At 59.6% G+C, this 24,067-nt stretch carries 20 protein-coding genes; 9 read left to right on the top strand and 11 right to left on the bottom strand.

Features of this window, described 5'->3' with window-relative positions:
* The first annotated feature begins 114 nt into the window (after window positions 1–114).
* On the top strand, window positions 115–681 hold the full coding sequence (locus WKI41_RS21660) for a GNAT family N-acetyltransferase (RefSeq protein WP_340195483.1): 567 nt from the start codon (window positions 115–117) through the stop codon (window positions 679–681).
* A 90-nt stretch (window positions 682–771) separates the two neighbouring features.
* Window positions 772–2,085, top strand: a complete 1,314-nt coding sequence (locus WKI41_RS21655; RefSeq protein WP_340195482.1) for an MFS transporter — start codon at window positions 772–774, stop codon at window positions 2,083–2,085.
* Between the two features lie 48 nt (window positions 2,086–2,133).
* Here WKI41_RS21655 and WKI41_RS21650 read toward each other — a convergent pair whose 3' ends face one another.
* From WKI41_RS21650 to WKI41_RS21630, 5 genes are read right to left on the bottom strand one after another with little or no spacing between them, the layout of a single operon-like run.
* The gene (locus WKI41_RS21650; protein ID WP_340195481.1) at window positions 2,134–2,556 is read right to left on the bottom strand and encodes a GNAT family N-acetyltransferase; all 423 of its coding nucleotides are present in this window, start codon (window positions 2,554–2,556) and stop codon (window positions 2,134–2,136) included.
* 1 nt (window position 2,557) lies between these two features.
* A complete protein-coding gene (locus WKI41_RS21645) occupies window positions 2,558–4,639 on the bottom strand; it encodes a hypothetical protein (RefSeq protein WP_340195480.1) in 2,082 nt (693 codons plus the stop codon).
* Window positions 4,640–4,642: 3 nt separating this feature from the next.
* On the bottom strand, window positions 4,643–7,450 hold the full coding sequence (locus WKI41_RS21640; RefSeq protein ID WP_340195479.1) for a DUF4159 domain-containing protein: 2,808 nt from the start codon (window positions 7,448–7,450) through the stop codon (window positions 4,643–4,645).
* A complete protein-coding gene (locus WKI41_RS21635) occupies window positions 7,447–8,367 on the bottom strand; it encodes a DUF58 domain-containing protein (RefSeq protein ID WP_062440233.1) in 921 nt (306 codons plus the stop codon). Before WKI41_RS21635 ends, WKI41_RS21640 begins: the two co-directional genes overlap by 4 nt.
* A 46-nt stretch (window positions 8,368–8,413) precedes the next feature.
* The gene (locus WKI41_RS21630; protein ID WP_340195478.1) at window positions 8,414–9,424 is read right to left on the bottom strand and encodes an AAA family ATPase; all 1,011 of its coding nucleotides are present in this window, start codon (window positions 9,422–9,424) and stop codon (window positions 8,414–8,416) included.
* A gap of 181 nt (window positions 9,425–9,605) precedes the next feature.
* Here WKI41_RS21630 and WKI41_RS21625 point away from each other — a divergent pair, with 181 nt between their 5' ends.
* From WKI41_RS21625 to WKI41_RS21615, 3 genes are all read left to right on the top strand, one after another.
* Window positions 9,606–10,229 (top strand): DUF1285 domain-containing protein, encoded by a 624-nt coding sequence (locus tag WKI41_RS21625; protein ID WP_340195477.1) that lies wholly within the window; start codon window positions 9,606–9,608, stop codon window positions 10,227–10,229.
* A 169-nt stretch (window positions 10,230–10,398) separates the two neighbouring features.
* Window positions 10,399–11,058 (top strand): NUDIX hydrolase, encoded by a 660-nt coding sequence (locus tag WKI41_RS21620; protein WP_340195476.1) that lies wholly within the window; start codon window positions 10,399–10,401, stop codon window positions 11,056–11,058.
* Entirely contained in the window at window positions 11,055–12,317 is a 1,263-nt protein-coding gene (locus WKI41_RS21615; protein ID WP_340195475.1) for a CCA tRNA nucleotidyltransferase, read from the top strand. Before WKI41_RS21620 ends, WKI41_RS21615 begins: the two co-directional genes overlap by 4 nt.
* 56 nt (window positions 12,318–12,373) lie before the next feature.
* On the opposite strand, the gene WKI41_RS21610 is transcribed toward WKI41_RS21615, so the two are convergent.
* From WKI41_RS21610 to hemF, 4 genes are all read right to left on the bottom strand, one after another.
* A complete protein-coding gene (locus WKI41_RS21610; RefSeq protein ID WP_340195474.1) occupies window positions 12,374–12,562 on the bottom strand; it encodes a DUF1059 domain-containing protein in 189 nt (62 codons plus the stop codon).
* 138 nt (window positions 12,563–12,700) lie between these two features.
* Entirely contained in the window at window positions 12,701–12,967 is a 267-nt protein-coding gene (locus WKI41_RS21605; protein ID WP_340195473.1) for a hypothetical protein, read from the bottom strand.
* A gap of 120 nt (window positions 12,968–13,087) precedes the next feature.
* The gene (locus WKI41_RS21600) at window positions 13,088–13,621 is read right to left on the bottom strand and encodes a thermonuclease family protein (RefSeq protein WP_340195472.1); all 534 of its coding nucleotides are present in this window, start codon (window positions 13,619–13,621) and stop codon (window positions 13,088–13,090) included.
* A gap of 131 nt (window positions 13,622–13,752) precedes the next feature.
* A complete protein-coding gene (gene hemF, locus WKI41_RS21595) occupies window positions 13,753–14,664 on the bottom strand; it encodes an oxygen-dependent coproporphyrinogen oxidase (protein ID WP_340195471.1) in 912 nt (303 codons plus the stop codon).
* Window positions 14,665–14,849: 185 nt separating this feature from the next.
* On the opposite strand from hemF, the gene WKI41_RS21590 reads away from it, so the two are divergent.
* Entirely contained in the window at window positions 14,850–15,125 is a 276-nt protein-coding gene (locus tag WKI41_RS21590; RefSeq protein ID WP_062440259.1) for a hypothetical protein, read from the top strand.
* Between the two features lie 169 nt (window positions 15,126–15,294).
* Here WKI41_RS21590 and WKI41_RS21585 read toward each other — a convergent pair whose 3' ends face one another.
* Window positions 15,295–16,947: a sodium-dependent inorganic phosphate transporter gene (locus WKI41_RS21585; protein WP_340195470.1), complete on the bottom strand. Its 1,653-nt coding sequence runs from the start codon at window positions 16,945–16,947 to the stop codon at window positions 15,295–15,297.
* Window positions 16,948–17,137: 190 nt separating this feature from the next.
* Window positions 17,138–17,599: a tRNA (cytidine(34)-2'-O)-methyltransferase gene (locus WKI41_RS21580; protein ID WP_340195469.1), complete on the bottom strand. Its 462-nt coding sequence runs from the start codon at window positions 17,597–17,599 to the stop codon at window positions 17,138–17,140.
* A 414-nt stretch (window positions 17,600–18,013) separates the two neighbouring features.
* Between WKI41_RS21580 and WKI41_RS21575 the strand changes: the two genes are divergently transcribed.
* The 3 genes from WKI41_RS21575 (at window position 18,014) to WKI41_RS21565 (ending at window position 24,039) form a co-directional block, all read left to right on the top strand.
* Window positions 18,014–19,870, top strand: a complete 1,857-nt coding sequence (locus WKI41_RS21575; protein ID WP_340195468.1) for an ABC transporter ATP-binding protein — start codon at window positions 18,014–18,016, stop codon at window positions 19,868–19,870.
* 195 nt (window positions 19,871–20,065) lie between these two features.
* Entirely contained in the window at window positions 20,066–22,009 is a 1,944-nt protein-coding gene (locus WKI41_RS21570) for a methyl-accepting chemotaxis protein (RefSeq protein ID WP_340195467.1), read from the top strand.
* Between the two features lie 167 nt (window positions 22,010–22,176).
* Window positions 22,177–24,039: an ABC transporter ATP-binding protein gene (locus tag WKI41_RS21565; RefSeq protein ID WP_340195466.1), complete on the top strand. Its 1,863-nt coding sequence runs from the start codon at window positions 22,177–22,179 to the stop codon at window positions 24,037–24,039.
* Window positions 24,040–24,067: the final 28 nt, after the last annotated feature.

Genomic DNA, 24,067 nt, shown 5'->3' with positions numbered 1-24,067 from the left:
CCTATGACCGAACCACGGACGCTCCGACGACGCTGACGCTCTTGTTGCCTGTCAGGCAATGTCAGGCGCACCGTCACATATCGTCATGTCCGTATTCAACGTTCCGGTCTTTTCATGTCCAAGCACGAACTGGTTTACCTCACAGAGGACGCGTCCCACCACGCCGTCATCGAACTCATCAATGCCGAAGCTTTCGGCCCCGGCCGGCACACGCGCGCTGCCGCGCGGATTCGCGAGCAGGGACCGCATGATCGCTCGCTCTCCTTCATCTGCGCAGATGATGGCGAAACCATCGCGTCGGTGCGGATGACGCCGGTTCGTGCAGGCGAGGTCAACGGCCATATGCTTGGGCCTCTCGCGGTTCGGCCCTCGCACAAGAATATGGGGATCGGACGTGAATTGGTACGGATCGCCATTGCTGCTGCAAAGCGCCGGGGCTCCGAAGCAGTCATCCTGATCGGCGATCCGCCCTATTATATGCCGCTCGGCTTCGAGAAGGTCGCCTATGGTGCGCTCGATTTTCCTGGCCCTGTCGACATGAACCGGGTGCTGGTGGTGCCGCTCGACAATCATGTCCATGCTCGGCTGAAAGGTGTCATCGCTTGGCGGGACGACGCGCAAAATGAGGACAGCGCAAGGCACGAGATCGCGTTCGATCAGCCGCTTCGCGCCGTTGGTTGACGCAACCGCGAAGACGACGCCTTGACAGTGTCTATCGGCGGACCGTAGCACTTTGCCCAATGTAACGACTCTGGTCGCAAGGGGGCGATGATGACGTCAATTACGATGAATGATGCGCTGGATCGCGCAGGAGCCGGTGCCTACCAACGCCGATTGATGGGCATTTTCGGTCTGGTCTGGGCGGCGGATGCCATGCAGGTGCTGGCAGTGGGCTTCACCGCCGCCTCGATTGCCGCAACCTTTGGTCTGACAGTGCCACAGGCGTTGCAGACGGGTACTGCCTTCTTCCTTGGCATGCTGCTTGGCGCCATCGGCTTTGGCCGAATGGCAGATCGCTACGGTCGTCGTCGTGTTTTGATCGTTACCGTTTCCTGCGATGCCGTCTTCGGTATCCTCTCGATCTTCGCACCGGATTTCACCATTCTTCTCGTTCTGCGCTTCCTGACGGGTGCAGCCGTCGGCGGCACGCTGCCGGTGGATTACGCGATGATGGCGGAGTTTCTTCCTGCGAAGAACCGCGGCCGCTGGCTGGTTCTGCTGGAAGGCTTCTGGGCGGTCGGCACCCTGGTCGTAGCGCTTGCCGCATGGCTTGCTAGCCTTTCGGATTTCGAGGACGCATGGCGCTATATCTTCGCCGTCACCGCCTTTCCTGCGCTGATCGGCGTCGGTCTGCGTTTCCTCGTGCCGGAATCGCCGCTTTATCTTTTAAGAACAGGTCGTTCGGAAGAAGCAAAAGTCGTGGTCAATTCCATGCTGAAGACCAATGGCCGCGCGGAGCTCGACGCGAGAACCGCCATCGCCCAATCCGCAGCTACAAAAGGGCAGGGATTGTTTTCGCCAGCGCTTCGCCAGCGCAGCATCATGGTCCTCGCCATCTGGTTCCTGGTCTCGGTCTCTTATTATGGCGTCTTCACATGGATGCCGGCGCGTCTTGCTGGTGAAGGTTTCGGTTTCGTGCGTGGCTACGGCTTTTTGGTCCTTGTCGCACTCGCCCAGATCCCCGGCTATGCGCTCGCTGCCTATGGCGTTGAAAAATGGGGTCGCAAGCCGACGTTGATAGGCTTCTGCCTGCTTTCGGCACTAGGCTGCCTGCTCTTCACGCTCGCAACAACGGGTACGATCATCGCCGTATCCCTGCTGCTGATGAGCTTTGCGCTGCTCGGCACCTGGGGTGCGCTTTATGCCTATACGCCAGAACTTTACCCGACCGAATCCCGCGCCACCGGCATGGGTGCAGCTGGTGCCATGGCACGGCTTGGCGGATTGCTGGCGCCGTCTGTGCTAGGCTATGCCATCGCACAGGGGTTCGGATTTGCAGTTGGCATATTCGCAGGTCTCTTGGTGTTGGCGGCACTTGCCGCGACCATGATCAATGCCGAAACACGGCAGGTCAGCCTGTCTTAATTCGTCCGATCTTATCGACAAGCCTGTGTGGGTTGACCTTCTCAGGCTTCAGATCAGCGACTTCTTCAAATAGGTCATGGAGTAATCCGTGCCGAACTCTGCGATCTGGCCGAAGATCTCGTAGCCGCATCTCTGGTAGAGCGTCAGCGCGTCATCACTCATCGTATCGATGTAGGCGCCGGTGCAGCCGCGCTTGCGGGCTTCGTCTTCGGCCATGCCTAGAAGCTTCGGACCAAGACCTTGGCCGCGCAAAGCTTCGGGAATGAAGAGGAGGGCGGTGTAGAGCCAGCCGCGGGAAGTGTGGCCTGAGAGACCGCCGGTGACGTTGCCGTCTTCGTCTTTAAGCGCGATGACCAGCTCTTTCCAATCGGCAGGGCCGAAGCGATGGAGATTGTAGTCTTTGAGGGAGGACAGGATAGCGGCTTTGGCGCTGTCGTTCGCGCCATCGCTGAGTTCGATCTCATACTGCATGTTATCTGCCTTCGCGCCACCAGAGAGCAGAGAAAGCGAGCAACAGGGCGGCAAGACCAGCGAAGCCTGCGAAGAGCGGCAGGGTGTTGACGCCCTTCAGCACGGTTTCATCCGTCATACGGATCAGCATGCGGTCATTGTCGGCCACACGGACTTCGCCACGCACGGGGAGAATATCCGGCAGGACCACACGATTGGAGTCGTCTACCACGCGGTGAACGCTGCCACGTGTTGCATCGGCCAGAGGCTTCAGCGTATCGGTGGTGGAGATCATAGCCTTAAATTCCGGGGCATCGACGGCACCCACATGGACGAGCGTGGTGAACTCACCATTTGAGACTTCGTAGAGGCCTGTCTCGTTCATGCGGCGTTCGATCTTGTAGAGACCGGGCTCCGTTTGGGTGAAGCTCATCGTCTCGGTCTTGCCCGAAGGAAATTTGACGGTGGCCTCGCCGGGATTGTCGCCGATCGTCTGGCGAGTGATTTCGAGCATGCGGCCATTGGCGCGCGCCGTCAGCGCCTCTTCCTCAAGCTCTGGCTCCTTCATCAGCCAGTGGGCGATGCGGCGATAAAGCGCCACATGCGGGCCGCCGCCTTCAAAGCCACGTGCCCAAAGCCAGCCCTGGTCGGAGAGCAGCATGGCCACGCGGCCTTCGCCTTGGCGGTTCAGCACCAATAATGGGTCTTGGCCGGCGCCGAGCATGACAGTCTGGCCCTGGGGTTGTTCCACGCCAACGGTGCGGAACCAGCGACCCCAATGCGGCGGCTCGTCGCCGGAGCCTTCCAGGCCGCGGGTGACAGGATGTTTCTTCCCGGCTTCGGAAAGGCGCGGGAAGAAAGCGCCCTGATTGACCTGACCGGTGGGCTGCGCAGGCAGAACCGATTCCAGCGGTGTCATCGCAATCGAATCCTGACCGGCATGTTCAGGCCCTGCGGCAATCAGCAGCGCACCGCCCTTTTGGACATACTGAGCAATGTAATCATAATAGAGGACCGGCAGCACGCCGCGGTGCTGGTAGCGGTCGAAGATGATCAGGTCGAAATCGTTGATCTTCTCGACGAAGAGTTCGCGCGTTGGGAAAGCGATCAGCGATAACTCGTTGATCGGCGTGCCATCCTGCTTTTCCGGGGGACGCAGAATGGTGAAATGGACGAGGTCCACGGAGGTGTCGGACTTCAACAAATTGCGCCATGCGCGCTCACCGGCATGCGGCTCGCCGGAGACAAGTAGCACACGCAGGTTCTGACGAATGCCCTCGATGACGTGAACGGCGCGGTTGTTGGCGGTGGTGACTTCGCCCGGAAGCTCCGCGACGGAGAACTCCATCACATTGTTGCCGCCGCGCGGGACTTTGAAGGTGAAGGGAATCGGGCGACCCGGAACAGCTTGCAGGTTGCCGATTTCCTCGCCGTTCATCTTGATGGTGACGTTCGCCGTACCGCTTTGGGTACGGCCCTCGTCGAAGACGCGCAATGTGAGCTGCTGCTCCTCATTGACGATGCCGAAGCGCGGAGCGCGCACGACTTCGATACGGCGGTCGAACTCGTCGGCGCGGCCGGTGATCAGGCCGTGAATCGGCGCCTTGAAGCCGAGTGTCTGTTCGACATCTGGCGTCGCGTTGGGAATGTCGTGGATTTGACCATCGCTGAGAAAGATGGCGCCACCGACGCGCGAGGGCGAGACATCCGAGACAGAGGCCGAAAGTGCGGAGAACAGGTTCGTCGCGGGTGAATCGCTGTTCTCGTCGTTGCGAACCTCGACGATGCGCGGCTCGATGCGGGGGAAACGGGCAAGTCGCTCCCTGAGATTGGCCAAAGCCTGATCGGTCTGGGCAGTGCGCTGCTGGACGTCCTGGCTCTGCGAGCGGTCGACGATGACAGGAACGATGGTAGAGAGCGGCTCGCGCTCTTCATTGGTCAGCAGCGGATTGGCGATGGCGAGCAGAAGGGCTGCAAGCGCCAGCCCGCGCAGCCATGCGCCGCGCACGCCGCGCAACAGGCCGGCGATCGCGAGAACGAGTGCGGCTGCGGCCAGAATGGCGATAACGGTCCAGGGGAGGAAGGGGGCAAAAGTCAGGGTCATGCGTTACTGCCCCAGTCTTTGGAGAATGTCGGGCACATGCACCTGATCGGCCTTATAGTTTCCGGTCAGCATATACATCATGATGTTGACGCCTGAGCGGAAGGCATGTTCGCGCTGCATTTCATCCGGCGGAACGGTGGGCAGCACTGGCGCTCCATTGTCATCCACCGCCCACGCCCCGGCAAAATCGTTGCCGGTGATGATGATCGGCGAAACGCCATCGCCCGAGGACGAGATGCCAGAGGTGGTTTTGGCCGCATCCTGGCGCGACTCTACCCACAGCGGACTGCCGGTGTAACGGCCCGGGAAATTCTTCAGCAGATAGAAGGAGCGCGTGAGAACGTGATCCTGCGGCACAGGCTCCAGCGGTGGAATATCCACATTGGCGAGGATTTCCTGGAGCCGTTCGCCATTGGCGCTGGTGCCGCTGTTCAGCGAGGAGAACTGGTCGCGCGTATCGAAGAGCACGGTGCCCCCGGCGCGCATATAGGCGTCGATCCGCGAAATCGCGGCTGTCGATGGCATGGGTGCCGTGGCGGAGATCGGCCAATAGATGATCGGATAGAAAGACAGTTCATCCTTGGAGATATCCAGACCCACCGGCGCGCCCGGTTCCAGCGTCGTGCGCCAGGTCATGAACTCGGTCAGGCCCTGCAAGCCCTGTTGCGACACCCGATCGACATCGTCCTCGCCGGTTTTCACGTAAGCAAGATGGGTGGTGTCGAGACGGTTGAGGATTTCCTCATCGCCAGGCTTGGCGTCGTTGGCATGAACCGGATTGGGCGTCAGCAGGGCGAAGGTGGAGAATGCTGCGATGAGGATGGCTGCTGCAGATGAGCGCGCGCGCGGCATCTTGGAAAATGCGCCATTCATGAAAAGGATGATCAGGCTGTCGGCAAAGAGCATAAGGAGAGCGGCGATGAAGAGAGCAGGGCGCAACGACGTTGCCGCTTCGCCGACAAGACCTTCGGTGGCGACGGGCGTGCCGGTAAGTGACATGTCGATCGGACGAAGCGTTGCTCCAGGTGGCAGCAGGTTCAAGGCAACGAAGCCGGTTTCCGTACCGTAGAGGCCGGGCGGATTGTCAAAACTTGCGCGCGGCGCTTGGCCGGGGCGCGCTTCCAGCGGACGGGCGGCGCCAATATCGGGTGAGAGCGCGCCTGTAGCGGTCAGGACGCGATAAGGCGGCAAGGCTGCGGCCGGCGCATTCGTAGACGCCGAAGAGCCGCCGACTTGCGACTGCTGAACGATGCGGCGCAGCATCTCTACAAAGTGGCCAGAGATAGGCAGGTCAGACCAGCTTGCTTCGGCACTGACATGGAAAAGCACGATGCGGCCGGCATCGACCGTGCGCGTCGTCACCAGCGGCGTGCCATCGGCAAGGCTTGCCCAGGTGCGTTCGGCAAGATCGGGGGTCGGTTCGGCCAGAACCTGGCGCTTGATGTGAACGCCGTCAGCACGCGGCATGCCGGCAAAGGGACCGAAATTGGGGAAGTCGGCAAGCGGCTGCGGCTCGGCCCAAGACAGCGCGCCGCCAAGAGCGCGTTCGCCCTGGCGCAATGTCACCGGCACCAGCGGATCTTCCGCCGGTGCGGCGGCAAGGCGTGGACCGGCAAAGCGGATCAGCGTGCCGCCACGCGAGAGCCAGCGTTCCAGCGGTGCATAGGTCTCCTGCGGCAGGCGGCCAATGTCGGCCATGACGATAACGGAAGGGTTTGTCTGCAGCAGTTCAGGAATGGCGACGGCCAAATCCGGCTGCTGCTGGGGCACCAGATCGACATAGGGCTGGAGAGCGCGGCTGATATAATAGAGCGGCTGGAGCAGCGGCTGGAAATCATTGCCGGTTTCGCCGGCGAGAAGCGCCACGCGGCGGCGGCGGAAACCGTCATCCAGAAGATGGACTGCGCCAGCGGTGGATAGCCGGTCGATGGAGAGACGAGCGAAATCGTTGCGCAGTTCGAATGGCGCATTGAGTTTGGTCGTGGTTTCGGCAGCTCCCGGCGCGAAGCTCGCACTTTCGCTCGCCAGAATGCGTCCCTGGGCGTCTTGGGCATTGATCGTGTAGTTGGCCGGGCCGCTGGTGTTGAGACGTGACAGCGAAACACTCATGGTTTCAGCGCCGTTCTCAGCACCTGTGATCGCCGCAACCTGCTGGCCATCGCCTTCGATTACACGGAATTCGGCGGCCTGGAGACCGGCAAGGCTGCTAAGCGCCGCACGGTCTTGCGGTGTGGCGACGCCATCGGTGATGAAGGCAAGCGTGCCAGGCGCGGTGCCGTTCATTGCTTCGACGACGGATTCTGCAGCGCGCACGCGATCCGGCACCAGCGGCTGTGGCTTGGCAGCGGCGAGTTTCTCCAAGGCAGCGGCAGTCGTGCCGAGTTCGGCATCATGTTCGCGATCTGCGGAGAAGGTCAAAGATACCGGGCGCTCTGCCCGCTCGGCGTCACTGATCAAGGCTTCGACAGTTCTGACGCGGCGTTCCCAGTCCGGAGCGGATGCCCAGCCATTGTCGACGACCAGCACCAGCGGGCCGCTTCCGGCCAGTGTATTGTTGCGCGGATTGATAACCGGATCGGCGAGCGCCAGTATGACAGCGGCGGCCAGCAGCATGCGCAGCAGCGTCAGCCACCAGGGGCTTTTCGATGGTGTTTCCTCGCGCTTCAGAACGGTTGCGAGAATGCGTAGCGGCGGAAAGACTTCCGCCTTGGGGCGCGGTGGCGTGAGACGCAGCAGCCACCAGATGGCGGGCAAAGCCAGCAGGCCGAAAAGAATATAAGGGCTGGTGAAGACGAAAGGAAACGCGCTCATGGGCGGTCTCCGTTTCGCCCGCCAGCCGGCGAGCCGGAGAGATACATGTGCATGGCGACCAGCGCTTCGGATGCCAGATGGTCGGTGCGGTGGAAGATGAAATTCCAGCCGAGTCTACGCAGCGACGAGGAGAGCGCTTCGCGGCGAGCGAAATAGGCGCGGGTGTAGTCTTCGCGAATGGTTTCGGCGCGGCCCGAGGTCAGCTTTTCGCCGGTTTCCGGATCGGAGAATTCCGTGCGTCCGCTGTAGGGAAAGACCTCTTCCGCCGGATCGGCGATCTCTACGACGTGACCGCCAAGACCACGACGCGCAAGCGGTGAGAGCCGCTCCATGATCGTCGTCGCGTCATCGAGAAAATCGCCGATCAGCACGATGTCGCTGGCGCCACGGATCATGCTCGTATCGGGAAGGCCGGTGGTGGCGGGTGCGTGCATGATGGCATTGGCCAATCGTTCGGCTGCGTTGCGGGCCGAGACCGGCTCCATGATGCCAGGGCAGCCGATGCGCTCGCCGGAGCGGGCAAGGATTTCCGCCAGCGCCAGCAGCAGGACGAGCGCGCGGCTTTCCTTGGAGACGGTTCCAAGCGTGGATTTATACATCATCGATGGCGATAGATCGGCCCAGAGCCAGATGGTGTGAGCGGCTTCCCATTCGCGATCGCGCACATAGGTATGATCGTCCCGCGCGGAGCGCCGCCAGTCGATGCGTGACAGGCTTTCGCCATCGGCGTACGGCCGGAACTGCCAAAAGTTTTCGCCGATGCCGCGCTTGCGGCGGCCATGCCATCCGGCGGTGACAGTGTTGGCGATGCGCCTGGCCTCCACCATGCAATCCGGCACCAGAGCGGCGCGCTGGCGCGCTCGGGCCAGCACGTCGCTGCCCGATGTCTGCTCTACGATCTGGCCGATGGATGCCACATGCGCTCCTGTCTGTTCCTGAGGCCGCTTCCTGTCGGATGGCGGCTTAGTGCTTGGCGTGCTCTACAAGGCCGGCGATCACATCACGCACCGACATGCCCTCGGCACGGGCTGCAAAGGTGAGCGCCATACGATGTTCCAGCACGGGCTCTGCCAGTGCATAGATATCGTCGAGCGAGGGCGCCAGACGGCCTTCGTACAGCGCGCGCGCACGCGCCGTCAGCATCAGCGATTGCCCGGCACGCGGGCCAGGGCCCCATGCGACGTTCTTGTCGGTCAGTTTGTTACCCTGTCCCGGGCGGGCGGAGCGGACGAGCGAAAGGATCGCATCCACCACCTTGTCGCTCACGGGCATCTGGCGGATCAGCGTCTGAATTTCGATCAGCCGCTCCGACTCGATCATGCGGCGTGCTTCTGCCGATGCGGTGCCCGTGGTGTCGAGCAGGATCTGGCGCTCAGCCGCAAGCTCTGGATAATCCACATCCACCTGCAACAGGAAGCGGTCGAGCTGGGCTTCGGGCAGCGGATAAGTGCCTTCCTGCTCCAGCGGGTTCTGGGTTGCCAGAACGTGGAAGGGTTTGGGCAGATCGTAGCGCTGGCCAGCAACGGTGATGTGATATTCCTGCATGGACTGTAGAAGGGCAGACTGGGTGCGCGGGCTGGCGCGGTTGATTTCGTCGGCCATCAGCAGCTGGCCGAAGATCGGACCCTTGATGAACCGGAAAGAGCGGCGGCCGCTTTCATCCTGGTCCATGACTTCGGAGCCAAGAATATCGGACGGCATCAGGTCGGGGGTGAACTGGATGCGGTTGGCATCGAGCCCCAGCACCGTGCCAAGCGTGGTGACGAGCTTGGTCTTTGCCAGACCCGGCACGCCGACGAGCAGCGCATGACCGCCGGAGAGAATGGCGAGAAGTGTATTCTGCACCACTTTTTCCTGACCGAAGATGACCTTGGAGACTTCGCCGCGAATGGCGGCGATGTCGGCCAGCGCCTTCTCCGCCGCGGCGACGATCGCCTTTTCGTCCAGGGTTTCGGTGGTGTTCATCACGCCCATATGGCTCTCCTCAAAACCCCGCCGCAGCGGCTTTTAACGTTCAACCTTCCTATTGGAATACAGGAGGGATTTAGCGCTGCCTATAGCTTATTGCCACGCTTACCGCTGACAAGCATCCTTTAAATGACTATCTCGTTACCCATGTTCCTTTATTGCATAATTGGCAAAGCAGGGCTCGAATATGGCAGATGACAGGATTAATGCGGCAACCGATGCGGCAGGGCTTGCGGCACTGATTTCCCGCGCCAGCGAGCAGGTCGGCGACAAGCCGCGCGGGCCGGCCCCGGTCGAGAAATGGAACCCGCCTTTCTGCGGCGATCTCGATATGGAAATCCGCGCCGATGGCACTTGGTTTTACATGGGTACGCCCATCGGCAGAGCCCCGCTTGTGCGCCTGTTTTCAACGGTTTTGCGCAAGGACGAGGACGGCAAGACCTACCTTGTAACCCCTGTGGAAAGGGTTGGCATCCGGGTGGTCGACGCACCCTTCATTGCCGTCGAGATGAGCGTGAGCGAGAAAGAGGGCGCGCCGCTTTTGACCTTTCGAACAAATGTTGGTGATGTGGTGGAAGCTGGGCCTGAGCACCCGCTGCGCTTCACCACTGGCGGCGAAAATGATGAGCTGAAACCCTATCTCCTTGTGCGCGGGCGGCTCGAGGCTCTGGTGTCGCGTGCGGTGATGTATGATCTGGTGGAACTCGGCGAAGTGATCGAGGTCGATGGCCGCGCGATGTTCTCGGTGCGCTCCGGCGGTGAGGTGTTTCCTATCATGCCGGCGGATGAATTAACTAAAGCATCTCAATGAGAATGAGGTTGGCGGAAATGTTTCTCTCCTCATTCCTGTTCCCCGGATCAAGTCCGAGGACGTCACGGGAATCCAGCCAGCCCAGTCTTGGACTGAAAGAGCCTTCCCGTCGCGCCGACGCACGACGACCGAATCCCTGTCACGAGCACAGGGATGAGGGAGATCCACGTTGACTCCCGTTGCCAAAATTCAAGGTGCAATCTTCACGGCTGCGGACTTCCGGCGGCGGGTACTGGAAGATGGCGCGGGCGTTGCCGAGCGCGAAGATCGCGAAGCGCGAGACATCGGCGATCACATCCTCAATCCCGGCGTTCAACTGTCCGGGGATGGTATTCGGCTGAAGGACGCGGCGGTGCTGGTGCCGGTTATCGATGACGGCGATGAGGCCAGGGTGATCTTCACCCAGCGGACAAAGACATTGCGAAATCACTCCGGCCAGATTTCCTTTCCGGGCGGCGGGATCGATGCGCAGGATCGCTCACCGGAAGACGCGGCACTGCGAGAGACGGAAGAGGAAATCGGGATGTCTCACCATTTCATCGAAACGGTGGGGCGGATGCCGGATTATATCTCCGGCACAGGGTTTCGCATCAAGCCGGTCCTTGCCGTCGTCAGGCGCGGCTTTACGCTGACGCCGAATCCGGCTGAAGTGGACGAGGTCTTTGAAGTGCCGCTGTCCTTCCTGATGAACCCGGCCAACCACAGCCGAGGCAGCCGGATGTTTCAGGGGAGAGAGCGGTTTTTCTACGAAATGCCCTATGGCGAGCGCTACATTTGGGGCATTACGGCGGGCATCGTGCGCAGCATTTACGAGAGGTTTTATTCATGAGCGGCATTGCCGGGCAGAGCTGGTTTTCCAAACCCGGCCTTCAGCGGATTTTTTCGCTTCTGAACGCCGATGGCGGCGAAGTGCGCGTGGTGGGCGGGGCCGTGCGCAATGCGCTGATGGGAATGTCGGTCGGCGATATCGACATGGCGACGACCTTGCCGCCGCAGGACGTGGTGGAGCGGGCAAAAGATGCCGGTATCAAAGCTGTGCCGACAGGGATCGAGCACGGCACGGTGACGCTGGTCGTCGATGGCGAAGGTTATGAAGTGACGACGCTTCGGCGCGATGTGACTACAGATGGACGCCACGCCGAGGTTGCTTTCGGCACAGACTGGCAAGAGGACGCCGAACGCCGCGACCTGACGATCAATGCGCTTTATGCCGATTCGTCGGGCGAGGTCATCGACCTGATCGGCGGACTTGCCGATATCGAAACCAAAACCGTTCGTTTCATCGGCGATGCGGAACGGCGCATCGCCGAAGATCACCTGCGTATCCTGCGGTTCTTCCGCTTCTTCGCCTATTATGGCTCCGGCCGCCCCGATGCGGATGGTCTACGGGCCAGCGCGCGTGCCAAGGACAAGCTCTCGACGCTTTCTGCCGAACGGGTGTGGAGCGAAATGAAGAAGCTGCTTTCAGCCGACGATCCATCGCGCGCACTCCTTTGGATGCGGCAAGCCGGTGTTTTGGCGCAGGTGCTACCGGAAACGGAGAAATGGGGCATCGACGCGATCCACGGTCTGGTCGCCACAGAGCAGGCGCTTGGCTGGAAGCCAGACCCGATGCTGCGGCTTGCCTCTATCATGCCACCGGTTGCCGAGCGGGTTGCTGCTCTTTCGAGCCGGCTGCGCATGTCCAAGAACGAGGCTGCTCGTCTCGATCAATGGGCAAAAGCCCCAGCAGTCGATCCGTCGCTTGCCGAGACTGCGCTCGATCGTCTCCTCTATCGACAAGGGGTTGAGGGCGTGAAGACACGATTGAAGCTCGCTCTTGCTTCCGCGAGGGCGGATCTTTCGGCGGGAGACGCGTCGATGCAAAAGATAGCGCGGCTCTCCACGCTTCTTACTCGTGCCGAAAAATTCAATAAGCCTGCATTTCCTTTGAGCGGTGCGGATGTGCTCGCAGCAGGTGTAACTCCTGGTCCTCAGGTGGGGGAAGTTCTCTCCGAACTTGAAATCGGGTGGGTGGATGGCAACTTTGCTGCCGACCGTGAGACGTTGCTCTCGCGTCTGGCGACGAAGCTGCAGCAGCGCTCATAAGATATCCCACCCCGAACAACGTCCGGGGTGATGCATGATCAGGTGCGTCGGAGCTTTTAGGCTTCGACCTGGTTTTCGTCGCGAATACGGGCCTTGATGTTCTCGACCATGTTCTCGCGAATGGTCGTTTCGCCATGCGCCTGGCGCATGTGCTCGACGCTGCGGCGTACCACTTCAGCGTCTTCATCGGCGCGGGTGTGCCATTCGCAACCGGGCACCAATGTTCCACATTCGAAAAGTCTCATTACAGCCTCCCTATATGGATTGTCGGCTGACGCTGCCACTGCAGCCAGCCATACCGTTCAAACGGGTGCGGGAAGGTAATGTTCCGGATCAAATCGCGCCCCGCATGGTGCGAGGCGCACACGCATGACGTGCCAGCTTCAGCCCTGTTCAGGCAGAGCCCAGCAGGCGAAGACAGATGAGGAGGCCGCTGCGGGGCCAGTTGGCTCGGCTACCGTGTCGTCATTGGCGGCATTTTCATTGGCCAGCTTGCGCTTCACCTGCTCAACATAGAACGACAGCGGCAGTTCGCGATCTCCCGTCTCGCGCATTTCTGCCGCCAGTCGCGCGATCAGTTCTGATGTTGGGACGATGCGCGGTTGTGCGCCGTTTACCGTAGAAATGGGCATGCTGTTCGAAGTCATCATCACGATATCTCCTCCAGTCCATCTAGGACTCACAGATTATCACTGCCCCGAATTTGCGGTAGGGCCAATTTTTCAAAAATTGACCCTTTACGCGAAAGAAGATCAAAATTTTCGTGATTGTTAGTTGAGGCCGGAAGCGGTGGGAGGCAGCCTGCCTTTCTGTCGGGCATCGGCGCGCCACAGTTTGCGCCTAGCATCCACAGTTTCAAGGTGTTTGTACTTCCCCGCAGAAAATTTCGGCCAATCCAGCGCCATGCCATTTCGGACCATCTCGGCAGACAAATCTCTGCCATCCGGCAGAAAGCACTCGGCAACGACGCGATCATAGGAGATTTCAGGTCTGATGTGTGCCGTGATGACCTGACCTTTGCAAAGCTGCACCAGCGACCATTTTGATTGCTTGCCGTATGGGTGATCCAACTCAGGCGCATCAATTCCAGCCAACCGGATGTGAGTTTTATCGATAACGATGGTGTCACCGTCGACGACCCAGCATTTACCTTGGAGCATCTTAGCTGGCACGCTTGCCTGCGAGTCTACTTTAGGCGGTAGCACCGCCTCTGGTGCCGAGATGATAACAAGTGACTCTTTCCGACGGGTCGGCGTTCTCTTTCGCCTAAACAGCAACCTGAACAAAATTCGGTAGATACTCATTTTTCCCTCGTCTCGCATCTCGCAAAGGCAGGGGCATTGAGAGACGGACGTCCAATCTCTTTCAATTTTACATTGAAGGGAAGAGGGGACACAATCTTATTTTAAGCTGATGAGCTGCCCCCTTGTGAGCACTAAGGCCAGCGCACCACGGGTGGAAGAGACGACAAGATCGACTCGACGTTGCCGCCGGTCTTCAGGCCGAAGATCGTACCGCGGTCGTGCAGCAGGTTGAACTCCACGTAGCGGCCGCGGCGGATCAGTTGTTCGTCGCGATCCTCTTCCGTCCAAGGCTGGTTGAAGTTGCCGCGCACGATCTTGGGGTAGGCGAGGTTGAAGGCGCGTCCGACATCCTGGACGAAGGCGAAATTGGCATTCCAGCCGCCCTTGTCTTCATCCGGGTGCAGCCAGTCGAAGAAGATGCCGCCGATGCCGCGGGGTTCGTTGCGATGCTTGAGGAAGAAGTATTCGTCGCACCATTGCTTGTAACGCGGATAGTCGGCGACGGCATGGCGGTTGCAGGTGATCTCGAAGACCCGGTGAAAGAGCTGCGTATCGTTGTCTTCCTGGGTGCGGCGACGGTTAAGCACCGGCGTCAGATCGGCGCCGCCGCCGAACCAGTGGCTGGTCGTCACCACCATGCGCGTGTTCATATGCACAGCCGGGACATTGGGATTGACCGGATGGGCGATCAGCGAAATGCCGGACGCCCAGAAGCGTGGGTCTTCGTCGGCGCCTGGGATCTGCTTGCGGAATTCCTCGGAAAATTCGCCGTGGACGGTGGAGGTGTGCACGCCGACTTTCTCGAAGACCCGGCCTTCCATCATCGACATGATGCCGCCGCCACCTTCTCCTTCGTCGCGCAGCCATTTCTTCTGCACGAAGCGCCCTGGCGGCTGATCGGAAAGCGGACCCTGAAGCTCGTCTTCAATGGTCTCGAAGGAGGTAACGATCGTATCGCGCAGGCTCTCGAACCAGGCTTTGGCGATCGCCTTCTTGTCCTCGATGTCGTCCGGCAGGCCCTTTGGCAAAACGGGGCGTTCCATATCCGGTCTCCTTCATGCGATTCGATGTTGTTCTGACGATTTAGAGCATTTCGATGAGAAGTGTGTAGCGGTTTTGCGCGCAGTCATGCGTCCCACCAAAAGGTGATCGCCGTCTGTTGCACATGCGATTTCGACTCGCCAAGCGGGCAGTGGCGCACTATCTTTCCAGCATAAGAGGTATTGGCATGACGAAATTTACCGGACCGCCACCGCTCGAAGGCTTGAAACGCAGGATCGCTGCCCATCGGCGCGACCGCGATGGGGGTGTGCCCAAAAATCAAAAGAGCGGCATGTTCGTGCGCCAGACCTTTTGCATGACGCGGGCGGAAGCCCGTGCCAAGGCAAAAGAATGGTTCGAGGAATATCCGAAGGCCGCTTACTGGACGGAAGTGGAGAGCTGGCGGCAGCTGGAAGGCGACCAGATCGAGTTCACCATGCGGCGTTTGCCGTCTGCTGATTGAACGACAGGCGCTGTTTTTGCTGAGCTCTCCCCACCCACTGCCGTCATCCTCGGGCTTGACCCGAGGATCCACACCCTCCTGAAAGCGTTGTATAAAGATGGATCCTCGGGTCAAGCCCGAGGATGACGGCAGTGCGAGGGGGCTTGTCCCAAAAAAACCTGCTAAATCTTCACGCCCGCGTCTCGGCTGTGCGCAGGCGGCTCTCGCCCAGCACGCCGCTCTCATCAAGGATGGGATGTGCTACGGAGACGATATGGGCGTTGATGCGCTTGAGGTCTCGCAGCATGTCGAGATGCAGCGAGCTGGTTTGCAGGCTTTCCATCAGGCCGTCGCGCAGACGTTCCAGATGACGGCCTGACGAGCGCTTTTCGAGGCGGCGGATATCGATCTTGATTTCCATCAGCCGCCGGGCAAGCGACAGGTCTCCAGTGACGAAGATGCTTTGCGCCGCGCGCAGGTTTTCGATGGTCATGTCGAAGAGCGTCTTCAACTCATCGTAGCCTTCATCGGAGAACTTGAAGCCGTTCAGGATCTTCTTGCGGATTTGTTCGCAAAGACCCTTCTCGATGATGTCGCCCATATGTTCGAGATTGATGGCGTAGTCGATGACCGTGATTGAACGGCGCGCATCGTTTTCGTCCAGCCCCTTCCGGCCAAGCTGCGAGAGGTAGATCTTCACCTCCTGCTGCAACTGATCGACCTTTTTCTCCAGCGTCGCGATCTCAGCAAGTGGCGCCAGATCATTGTGTTTGAAGGCGTTTTCGGCGCGGATCAGCATGCGCTCGATCGTATCGCCGATGACGAGGACTTCGCGTGTGGCATTGGCCAGCGCAACGACCGGCGTGTCGAGCGCCTCCTTGTCGAGAAAGCGCGGGCCGTCGTCGCTTAGCACATCGCTTGGCACGACTTTTGCCATGAAGTCAGAGACGAAGCCGGAAAGCGGCCATGCGACGATGGTCAGCAGAATATTGAAGATAAGGTGCGCGTCGACTGGCAGCATGCTTTCCGACAGCGGCAGTTGTTGCAAAGCTATCGCACCATAGGAGGCGAGCGGCATCGCGATGGCGCAGCCGATCGCGCGGATGACGAGATTGCCAAGCGTGATCCGTCGCGCGGCGGCCGGGCCGCTCATGGTCGCAATGACCGGCGGGATCGCGCCGCCCAGGTTGGCGCCGAGGACGAGAACGATGATCAGTCCCGTAGAGAGGATGCCTGCGGAGGAGAGCGACAGGATCAACACCACCATTGCGAGGCTTGAGGAGGAGAAGAACGCCATGGCAGCCGATAGAAGCAGCGCCACTGGCCAGGCATCGTCCAGCAGGCCGATGAAGGCGCCGAGTGCCGGTGAGGCGCGCATCGGCTCGGTGGCACTGCTCAGAAGATGCAGGGAGAGCAGCATCAGCCCGACCCCGACCAGAGCGGTGCCGCCGCCCTGACGGGCATTGGAGTTGCCCTTGCGCAGCACGATGCCGGAGAGGATGAGGAGCGGCGAGAGCCACGCGACGCCGGTTGCGAAAATCCAGGCGGTAACAGCGGTGCCGACATTGGCGCCGAGAAGAACGATCTGCGCCATGCGCGGGCGGATCAGATCACGCTCGGCAAAGGAGGCGACGGTGAGGGCTGTCGCCGTCGAACTTTGAAGTGCGATGGTGGCGATGAAGCCAGAGGCAAAGGAGCGGGGGCTGTTTCTGGTGCTCGTCGCCAGGATGGTTCTGAGTTTGACGCCGAATGCACGCGTGACGCCGTCCTTGACTTGCGTCAGACCGAAGAGCAGCAGCGCGACTGCTCCGAGCAAATTGACGATAACGATGGTGGATTCCATGAGCGGCCACTCCTTTCCGTCTATTCGGTCATGATCGAAGAATAGCCTTGCGCGAAGTCTTCCTTGCCGAGCGGCTGAGACGGAGAAGAAGAGATCGTGCGGGAAATCTTTCGTTGGCTAACCAACATAGGGAGGAAAAGTTCAGTGGTACAGAAGTTTCTGAAACAATCTTTTCAGATCGCCGGAAAATTTATGACCAAAATGTTTGACGAAGAACTTCGCCGGTGATCATCGCTGCCGACATGGCGACGTTGATCGAACGCTGGCCTTCCACCATGGGGATCAGAACCCGCTCATCCGCCTTGTCATGCACGTGGTCAGGCACGCCAGCGCTCTCGCGACCAAAGAGCAGAATATCGTCCGGTCGGTAATTCACCTTTGTATAGGGCAGGGCAGCCTTTGTCGAAGCCAGGATCAAACGCCGCTCAGAGGTTGCGCGCCACTCTTGAAATCGTTCCCAATTGACGTGGCGAGTGAGTGCAGCAGCGGCAATGTAATCCATTCCGGCGCGCTTCAGGTTGCGGTTGGAAATGTCGAAGCCCGCAGGCTCGATGATATCGACGCTGATGCCCAGACATGCTGCAAGCCGCAGGATCGTGCCGGTATTGCCTGGAATATCCGGCTGATAGAGAGCGATCCTGATGTTGGACATGATGACGTTCCTCTTTTCGATGAGGTGGAGGCGGTAGCATGGAGGCCGTTTCGTGACCAGCCATACGTTGCCGCGGCTGTCACTCAAACGCCACAACCTGAACCACACACGACACAATCTTGGATTTGCAGCCGTTTACGTCTGGTCAATGATTATCTTTTGAGCTAAAAGGCCTCATCTTCAACACCAGCCATAGGAGGTTCAGATGAATACGCATATTCGATATCGCCTCCCGGCCTTTGTCGTGCCGTTTCAGGCCTAGGTGTTTCTCTGCGGATCTCCCGCATTTTTCCGATTTAAGATTTCGTCATGTGGCTGTTACGGCCACGTTCCATGTGTTTTCCCGTTCTGGCTGTGGCGCTTCACGTCCGTTGCGCATGTCCTTTCGGGTTTTTCTATTCGGAGCTTAGCCTCATGTTTGGCTGGTTTGAAAAACGACTTGATCCATTTCCTTCGTCCACGCCGTCGACACCGCCGAAGACGCTGATCGCCTTTATGTGGCATTACGTGAAGCCGGCATGGCCTTGGCTTCTTCTGCTCGGGCTCATGTCCATGGGCATCGCGATTGCCGAAGCCATGCTGTACAAGTTCCTCGGAAGCATCGTCGATTGGCTTTCCACCGCCAACCGCGAGACCTTCTTTGCGGATGAGGGCTGGCATCTCGTCGGCATGGGTGCGCTCGTACTGATCGCCTTGCCATTGATGGGCGCGATCCACACGATGACCATGCACCAGACGCTGGCCGGCAATTTCGGCATGATCGCGCGCTGGCGGATGCACCGGTACCTGCTGCGCCATTCCATGACCTTCTTTGCCAACGAGTTCGCAGGCCGCGTTTCGACCAAGGTCATGCAGACCGCGCTCGCCATCCGAGAAGTGGCGTTGAAGATCATCGACGTTTTCGTCTATGCGATCAGCTTCGTCATTTCGATGCTGTTCATGGTCGCGGCTGCCGACTGGCGTTTGGTGATCCCACTGCTCGCGTGGCTCGGTATCTATCTGTGCATCCTGACCTATTTCGTGCCGAAGCTCGGGCGACTGGCGCAGGAGCAGGCGGATGCGCGCTCGATGATGACAGGCCGCATCGTCGACAGCTATACCAACATCTCCACGATCAAGCTGTTCTCTCATGCGGGGCGTGAAGAAGTTTATGCGCGCGAGGGCATGGACGTGTTCCTCGGAACGGTTCACCGCCAGATGCGCAAGATCTCCGGCTTCAACATGCTGATCGACATCAACAATGCGGTCGTCATGTTCTCGACCGCGGGTCTTGGTCTGTATTTCTGGATGCAGGGTTCGGTCACGGCCGGTTCGGTCGCGATTGCCATCAGTCTTGCGATGCGCGTGAACGGCATGTCGCAGTGGATCATGTGGGAAGTGACAGCGCTGTTTGAGAACATCGGTACCGTTTATGACGGCATGTCGATGATGACCAAGCCGCACGATATCGTCGATGCGGCCAACGCACCGACCCTGACCGCCCACAAAGGGGCGATCCTTTTCGACGACATTCGTTTCCATTACGGAAAGAACAAGGGTGTCATCGACGGGCTGACGCTGGACATCAAGGCAGGTGAGAAGGTCGGTCTCGTCGGGCGCTCCGGTGCCGGCAAGACCACGCTGATGAACCTTCTGTTGCGCTTCTACGATCTGGAAGGGGGCAGGATCACCATCGACGGACAGGATATTTCGAAGGTGTCGCAGGACAGCCTGCGAGGTCTGATCGGCGTGGTGACGCAGGACACATCGCTTCTGCACCGCTCCATTCGCGATAACATCGCCTATGGTCATCCCGGTGCGAGCGACGAGGAAATCATTGCTGCCGCCAAACGCGCCAATGCCTGGGAGTTCATTGAAACGCTGGTGGACATGCATGGCCGCCAGGGGCTCGATGCGCAGGTCGGCGAGCGCGGGGTCAAGCTCTCCGGTGGTCAGCGTCAGCGTATCGCGATTGCGCGCGTGTTCCTGAAGAATGCGCCGATCCTGATCCTCGATGAGGCAACCTCGGCGCTGGATTCGGAAGTCGAACAGGCGATCCAGGAGAACCTGTTCGCCCTGATGGAAGGCAAGACGGTGATTGCGATTGCGCACCGGCTGTCGACCCTGACCGAGATGGATCGCCTGATCATTCTCGACAAAGGCAAGATCGTCGAGTCCGGGACGCATTCCGAACTGGTGGCGCATGGTGGCATCTATGCCGATCTATGGCAGCGCCAGTCGGGCGGCTTCATTGCCGATGAGGAGCCGGAGATGAAGGAAGCTGGCGAATAGGAATCCCCTATAACTTGATGCCAGCATAATCAGTATATTGAAGTATTTGGTCCCTGCATCATCATGTGGGGACCTTATTACTTCAAGTGTCTACTCGTTTCTTGATGTTTATCAATAACATTATCTTTAAGAATCACCCGTAATAGTAGTCACAGAGGTCTGTATTTGACTATCTGTTCTACTATCGGGGGTATCATGCGTATGTTCAGCATGAAAATCAAACTGCTCTTGCCAGCGCTCTTCACGCTGTTGATCGTCCTGGGAGCTATTCAGGGCGCTCTCGCCATCTATTCCATGAGCGTGATGGAGGAGGAGGGCGCAAGGCTTGCGAACCGGCTTGAGCGCACACTTCTCATCGGCGACATGGATCGAAGCTTTGGCGATGTTCGCCGTCAGTATGTCGTTCTTCTCAGCGCCAAAACGCCAGACGACGTTCAAAAAGCATCCGTACCGCTTCAGGCCGCCATCACGGCGCAGCAGACTGCCTTCGATGCCTATGGTTCGACCGTTGTCGTTCCTGAGATGAAGCGCGTGTTCGCCGAGCTCTCATCCGCTGTTGCCGATTACGAGAAGGCGGGCAGCGAATTCATCAGCCTTCTTGCCGCCTCCAAAGTGGATGAGGCGATGGCGCTGAGGACCGCGCGGATGAACCCCGCGGCGGAGGCCTCGACCAAGGCCATCAATGCCTTGATTGCCGCGAACAAGGTCATGGCAAACGAATCCTATCATCACCTGCAGGACGCGTCGTCCCTCGCTCTGAAAGCCACGATCACAGCCCTCATTGCGGTGAGCATCATCGCTATCGGGGCGGCACTTCTATCTCTTTTCCGGATCGCGCGGCCGATCACCGACATTACCGGGGCGATGAATGCGCTTGCGGGCGGCGATACCGTGAGAGATATTCCCCATGGGCAGCGCAGCGACGAGATCGGCGAAATGGCCGCCGCTGTGTCCGTCTTTCGCGCCAATGCGATCGAGCGTGAGCGGCTTGAGAGGCAGGCGGAAGCCAATCGCAGTCTGAGCGAGCGTGAGCGCTTGGCGCGAGAGGAGCAGAAGGCAAAGGAAGCCGCAGACGTAACCTTTGCGGTGGACGGTCTTGCCGATGGCTTGAAGCATCTCGCCGATGGCGACATGACCTTCCGGCTTGAGACACCCTTCGTCAGCCAGTTGGATGGGGTGAGGCTGAACTTCAACGAGTCAGTCGAAAAGCTGCAGGCGGCGCTTCGCTCGGTCGGCGAAAACGCGCGGATGATCGACGCCGGTGCCAATGAGATCCGCTCGGCGACCGACGATCTCTCCAGGCGAACCGAACAGCAGGCCGCATCGGTTGAAGAGACGGCTGCAGCGCTTGAAGAGGTGACGACGGCAGTGAAGGATTCTGCTGTCAAGGCGGGTGATGCCGGGGAATTGGTGGCGAAGACCAGAGCCGGTGCCGAAAGATCCGGTGAGGTCGTTCGCAAGGCCGTGACCGCCATGACCGAAATCCAAAACTCGTCCAACGCGATCAGTAACATTATCGGCGTGATCGACGACATCGCCTTCCAGACCAATCTGCTTGCACTCAACGCTGGTGTGGAGGCAGCGCGTGCGGGCGAGGCGGGTAAGGGCTTTGCCGTCGTGGCTCAGGAAGTGCGCGAGCTCGCCCAACGCTCTGCCAGTGCTGCCAAGGAAATCAAGGCCTTGATCACCAAATCCGGTGAGCAGGTGCGCGACGGCGTGACACTGGTTGGAGAAACGGGACAGGCGCTGGAAGCGATCGTGGCGGAAGTTCAGGAAATCAACCGAAACGTGGCAGCTGTCGTCGCGTCTGCCCGCGAACAGTCTACCGGCCTTTCCGAGATCAACTCGGCCGTCAATCAGATGGACCAGGGCACGCAGCAGAATGCATCCATGGTCGAGCAGTCAAGTGCTGCGACCTACGGTCTGGCAACGCAAGCGGCCTCGCTGATGGCACTTCTCTCGCAGTTCAAGCTGGAGGGTGGTGCGCCAGTTCGCGTCGCCCCACAACTTGTGCAGACATCCCAACAGCCAGCACAACAATCGCCCGTGAGAGCGCTCGGACAGAAGCTCGCCTCGGCCTTCCCGTCGAGGGGTCCAGCGGCGGTTGCCGTTGCCCAGGACAATTGGACTGAGTTCTGACGATAGCCTGAGATGATCGATCCAAGGGGCGGGAACATCTCCCGCCTTTTTTCATTTGAGGATTGTGTCGCTGAGGCCAAGCACGCTTCCCTGCTGGGCTGACGCATTACCGAAATATAATCTGCCCTCTTCTTTGCCCCTCTCAAGAATCCGCCTATACAATCAATATGATCATCACCCGTGTTTTCCGCTATTTTGAAAACTGGATCGAGCCCTTCGCCCGCAAGGACGATCTGAGGCCACCGGAAAGCACCTTCGGCTTCATCTGGTTCTACCTTCGGCAGGCTAAGGCGCCGTTCTTTGCCATGCTGGTGCTGGGCGGATTGACGGCGGCGATCGAAGCTGCACTCTTCTGGTTCGTCGGGCGGCTGGTGGATATTCTCTCCACTGTCAAACCGGGTGATGGCTGGTCGGGGCTGCTTTCCACTCACGGCTACGAACTGGTCGGCATGCTGTTCCTGATCGCGGTGGTGCGCTTCGTCGTCACCATGCTGACTGCGCTTGTCGATCAGCAGATCATCACGCCGGGCTTTTACAATCTGGTGCGCTGGCAATCCTACATGCATGTGGCGCGGCAATCGCTGAGTTTCTTCCAGAACGACTTTTCCGGCCGTATCGTCACCAAGGTCTGGTCGGGCGGGCAGGCGGCCGGCGATCTCGTGACCTCGCTGATGGAAAGCGTGTGGTTCGTCGGTATCTATTCCGTGTCGATGCTCTTCCTGATCGGCGGGCTGGACTGGCGCCTCGGCCTCGTCGTTGTCCTGTGGGTTGGCATCTTCTCCATGCTGGCGCGCTACTTCGTGCCCCGCATTCGATTCCATTCGAGAGAAACCGCAGAAGCCGCCTCAATGCTGAACGGGCGTATGGTGGATGCCTATAGCAACATCCAGACACTGCGCCTCTTTGGCCGCGATGATGCCAATGACCGCTATATGCGCCAGGGGTTCGATACGTTCCAGCGCACCACCATGACCTTCACCCGGTTCATCACTGGCGTGAGAGCGTCGATGGCGCTGCTATCGGGCATCATGATCACCTCGATGGCCGCACTGTGCATCGATCTTTGGCTTTCGGGCAAGATCAGCTCGGGCGCCGTGGCCTTTACGCTTGCTCTGGTGCTGCGGCTTAACTTCCTGCTCGGACGGTTGATGACGCAGTTCAACGGCATTATGCGCAATTTCGGCACGGTGCAGAACGCTGCCGAACTGATCTCGCAGCCTATCGGCCTTGTCGATGCGGCCGATGCCAAGCCGCTCAAGGTGATGACGCCGAGCATTCAGTTCGACGACGTCAGCTTTCACTATGGGCGCGGCAAGGGTGTCATCGATCACCTCAACCTTACGATTGCTCCTGGCGAAAAGGTCGGGATCGTCGGGCGCTCGGGTGCTGGCAAGTCGACGCTCGTCAATCTGCTTTTGCGTTTTTACGACGTGGAGCAGGGGCGCATCCTGATCGACGGACAGGATATCGCGCATGTGACCCAGGAGACGCTGCGCGCCCATATCGGCATGGTGACGCAGGACACCTCGCTTCTGCATCGCTCCATTCGTGACAACATCATGTTTGGCCGGACGGAGGCGAGCGAAGAAGAGTTGCTCGAAGCCGCGCGGCGGGCGCAGGCGGATGAGTTCATTGCGCGTCTGGAAGATCAGCGCGGTCGCATGGGCTTCGATGCGCATGTGGGCGAGCGCGGCGTGAAGCTTTCCGGCGGACAGCGTCAGCGTATCGCAATTGCCCGAGTGATGCTGAAGGACGCGCCAATCCTTATACTGGATGAGGCGACGTCGGCGCTGGACTCGGAAGTTGAGGCTGCAATCCAGAACAATCTCGACGCGTTGATGAAGGGCAAGACAGTGCTGGCAATCGCGCACCGTCTGTCGACGATCGCAGCACTGGATAGGCTGGTGGTGATGGATGCCGGGCGAATTGTCGAGCAAGGCACACATGGCGAACTGGTGGCAAGCGGCGGGCTTTATGCGGAGCTTTGGGCGCGCCAGTCCGGCGGTTTTCTGGATGCGGAAGACGTTTAAGCACCTCCACCCGCTTAAGAACTAATGT

It is taken from the genome of Agrobacterium larrymoorei (assembly GCF_037722385.1).
Classification (GTDB): Bacteria; Pseudomonadota; Alphaproteobacteria; order Rhizobiales; family Rhizobiaceae; genus Agrobacterium; species Agrobacterium larrymoorei_C.
Note: the sequence above shows the minus strand (reverse complement) of the source record. Positions and strands in the feature narration are given on the sequence as shown.

Coding starts and splice junctions, on each gene's coding strand:
- WKI41_RS21640 (WP_340195479.1), bottom strand. CDS start 7,450: ATGAGCGCGTTTCCTTTCGTCTTCACCAGCCCTTATATTCTTTTCGGC.
- WKI41_RS21600 (WP_340195472.1), bottom strand. CDS start 13,621: ATGAGTATCTACCGAATTTTGTTCAGGTTGCTGTTTAGGCGAAAGAGA.
- WKI41_RS21610 (WP_340195474.1), bottom strand. CDS start 12,562: ATGAGACTTTTCGAATGTGGAACATTGGTGCCCGGTTGCGAATGGCAC.
- WKI41_RS21605 (WP_340195473.1), bottom strand. CDS start 12,967: ATGATGACTTCGAACAGCATGCCCATTTCTACGGTAAACGGCGCACAA.
- WKI41_RS21615 (WP_340195475.1), top strand. CDS start 11,055: ATGAGCGGCATTGCCGGGCAGAGCTGGTTTTCCAAACCCGGCCTTCAG.
- WKI41_RS21565 (WP_340195466.1), top strand. CDS start 22,177: ATGATCATCACCCGTGTTTTCCGCTATTTTGAAAACTGGATCGAGCCC.
- WKI41_RS21655 (WP_340195482.1), top strand. CDS start 772: ATGACGTCAATTACGATGAATGATGCGCTGGATCGCGCAGGAGCCGGT.
- WKI41_RS21660 (WP_340195483.1), top strand. CDS start 115: ATGTCCAAGCACGAACTGGTTTACCTCACAGAGGACGCGTCCCACCAC.
- hemF (WP_340195471.1), bottom strand. CDS start 14,664: ATGGAACGCCCCGTTTTGCCAAAGGGCCTGCCGGACGACATCGAGGAC.
- WKI41_RS21580 (WP_340195469.1), bottom strand. CDS start 17,599: ATGTCCAACATCAGGATCGCTCTCTATCAGCCGGATATTCCAGGCAAT.
- WKI41_RS21630 (WP_340195478.1), bottom strand. CDS start 9,424: ATGGGCGTGATGAACACCACCGAAACCCTGGACGAAAAGGCGATCGTC.
- WKI41_RS21585 (WP_340195470.1), bottom strand. CDS start 16,947: ATGGAATCCACCATCGTTATCGTCAATTTGCTCGGAGCAGTCGCGCTG.
- WKI41_RS21650 (WP_340195481.1), bottom strand. CDS start 2,556: ATGCAGTATGAGATCGAACTCAGCGATGGCGCGAACGACAGCGCCAAA.
- WKI41_RS21575 (WP_340195468.1), top strand. CDS start 18,014: ATGTTTGGCTGGTTTGAAAAACGACTTGATCCATTTCCTTCGTCCACG.
- WKI41_RS21645 (WP_340195480.1), bottom strand. CDS start 4,639: ATGACCCTGACTTTTGCCCCCTTCCTCCCCTGGACCGTTATCGCCATT.
- WKI41_RS21625 (WP_340195477.1), top strand. CDS start 9,606: ATGGCAGATGACAGGATTAATGCGGCAACCGATGCGGCAGGGCTTGCG.
- WKI41_RS21570 (WP_340195467.1), top strand. CDS start 20,066: ATGCGTATGTTCAGCATGAAAATCAAACTGCTCTTGCCAGCGCTCTTC.
- WKI41_RS21590 (WP_062440259.1), top strand. CDS start 14,850: ATGACGAAATTTACCGGACCGCCACCGCTCGAAGGCTTGAAACGCAGG.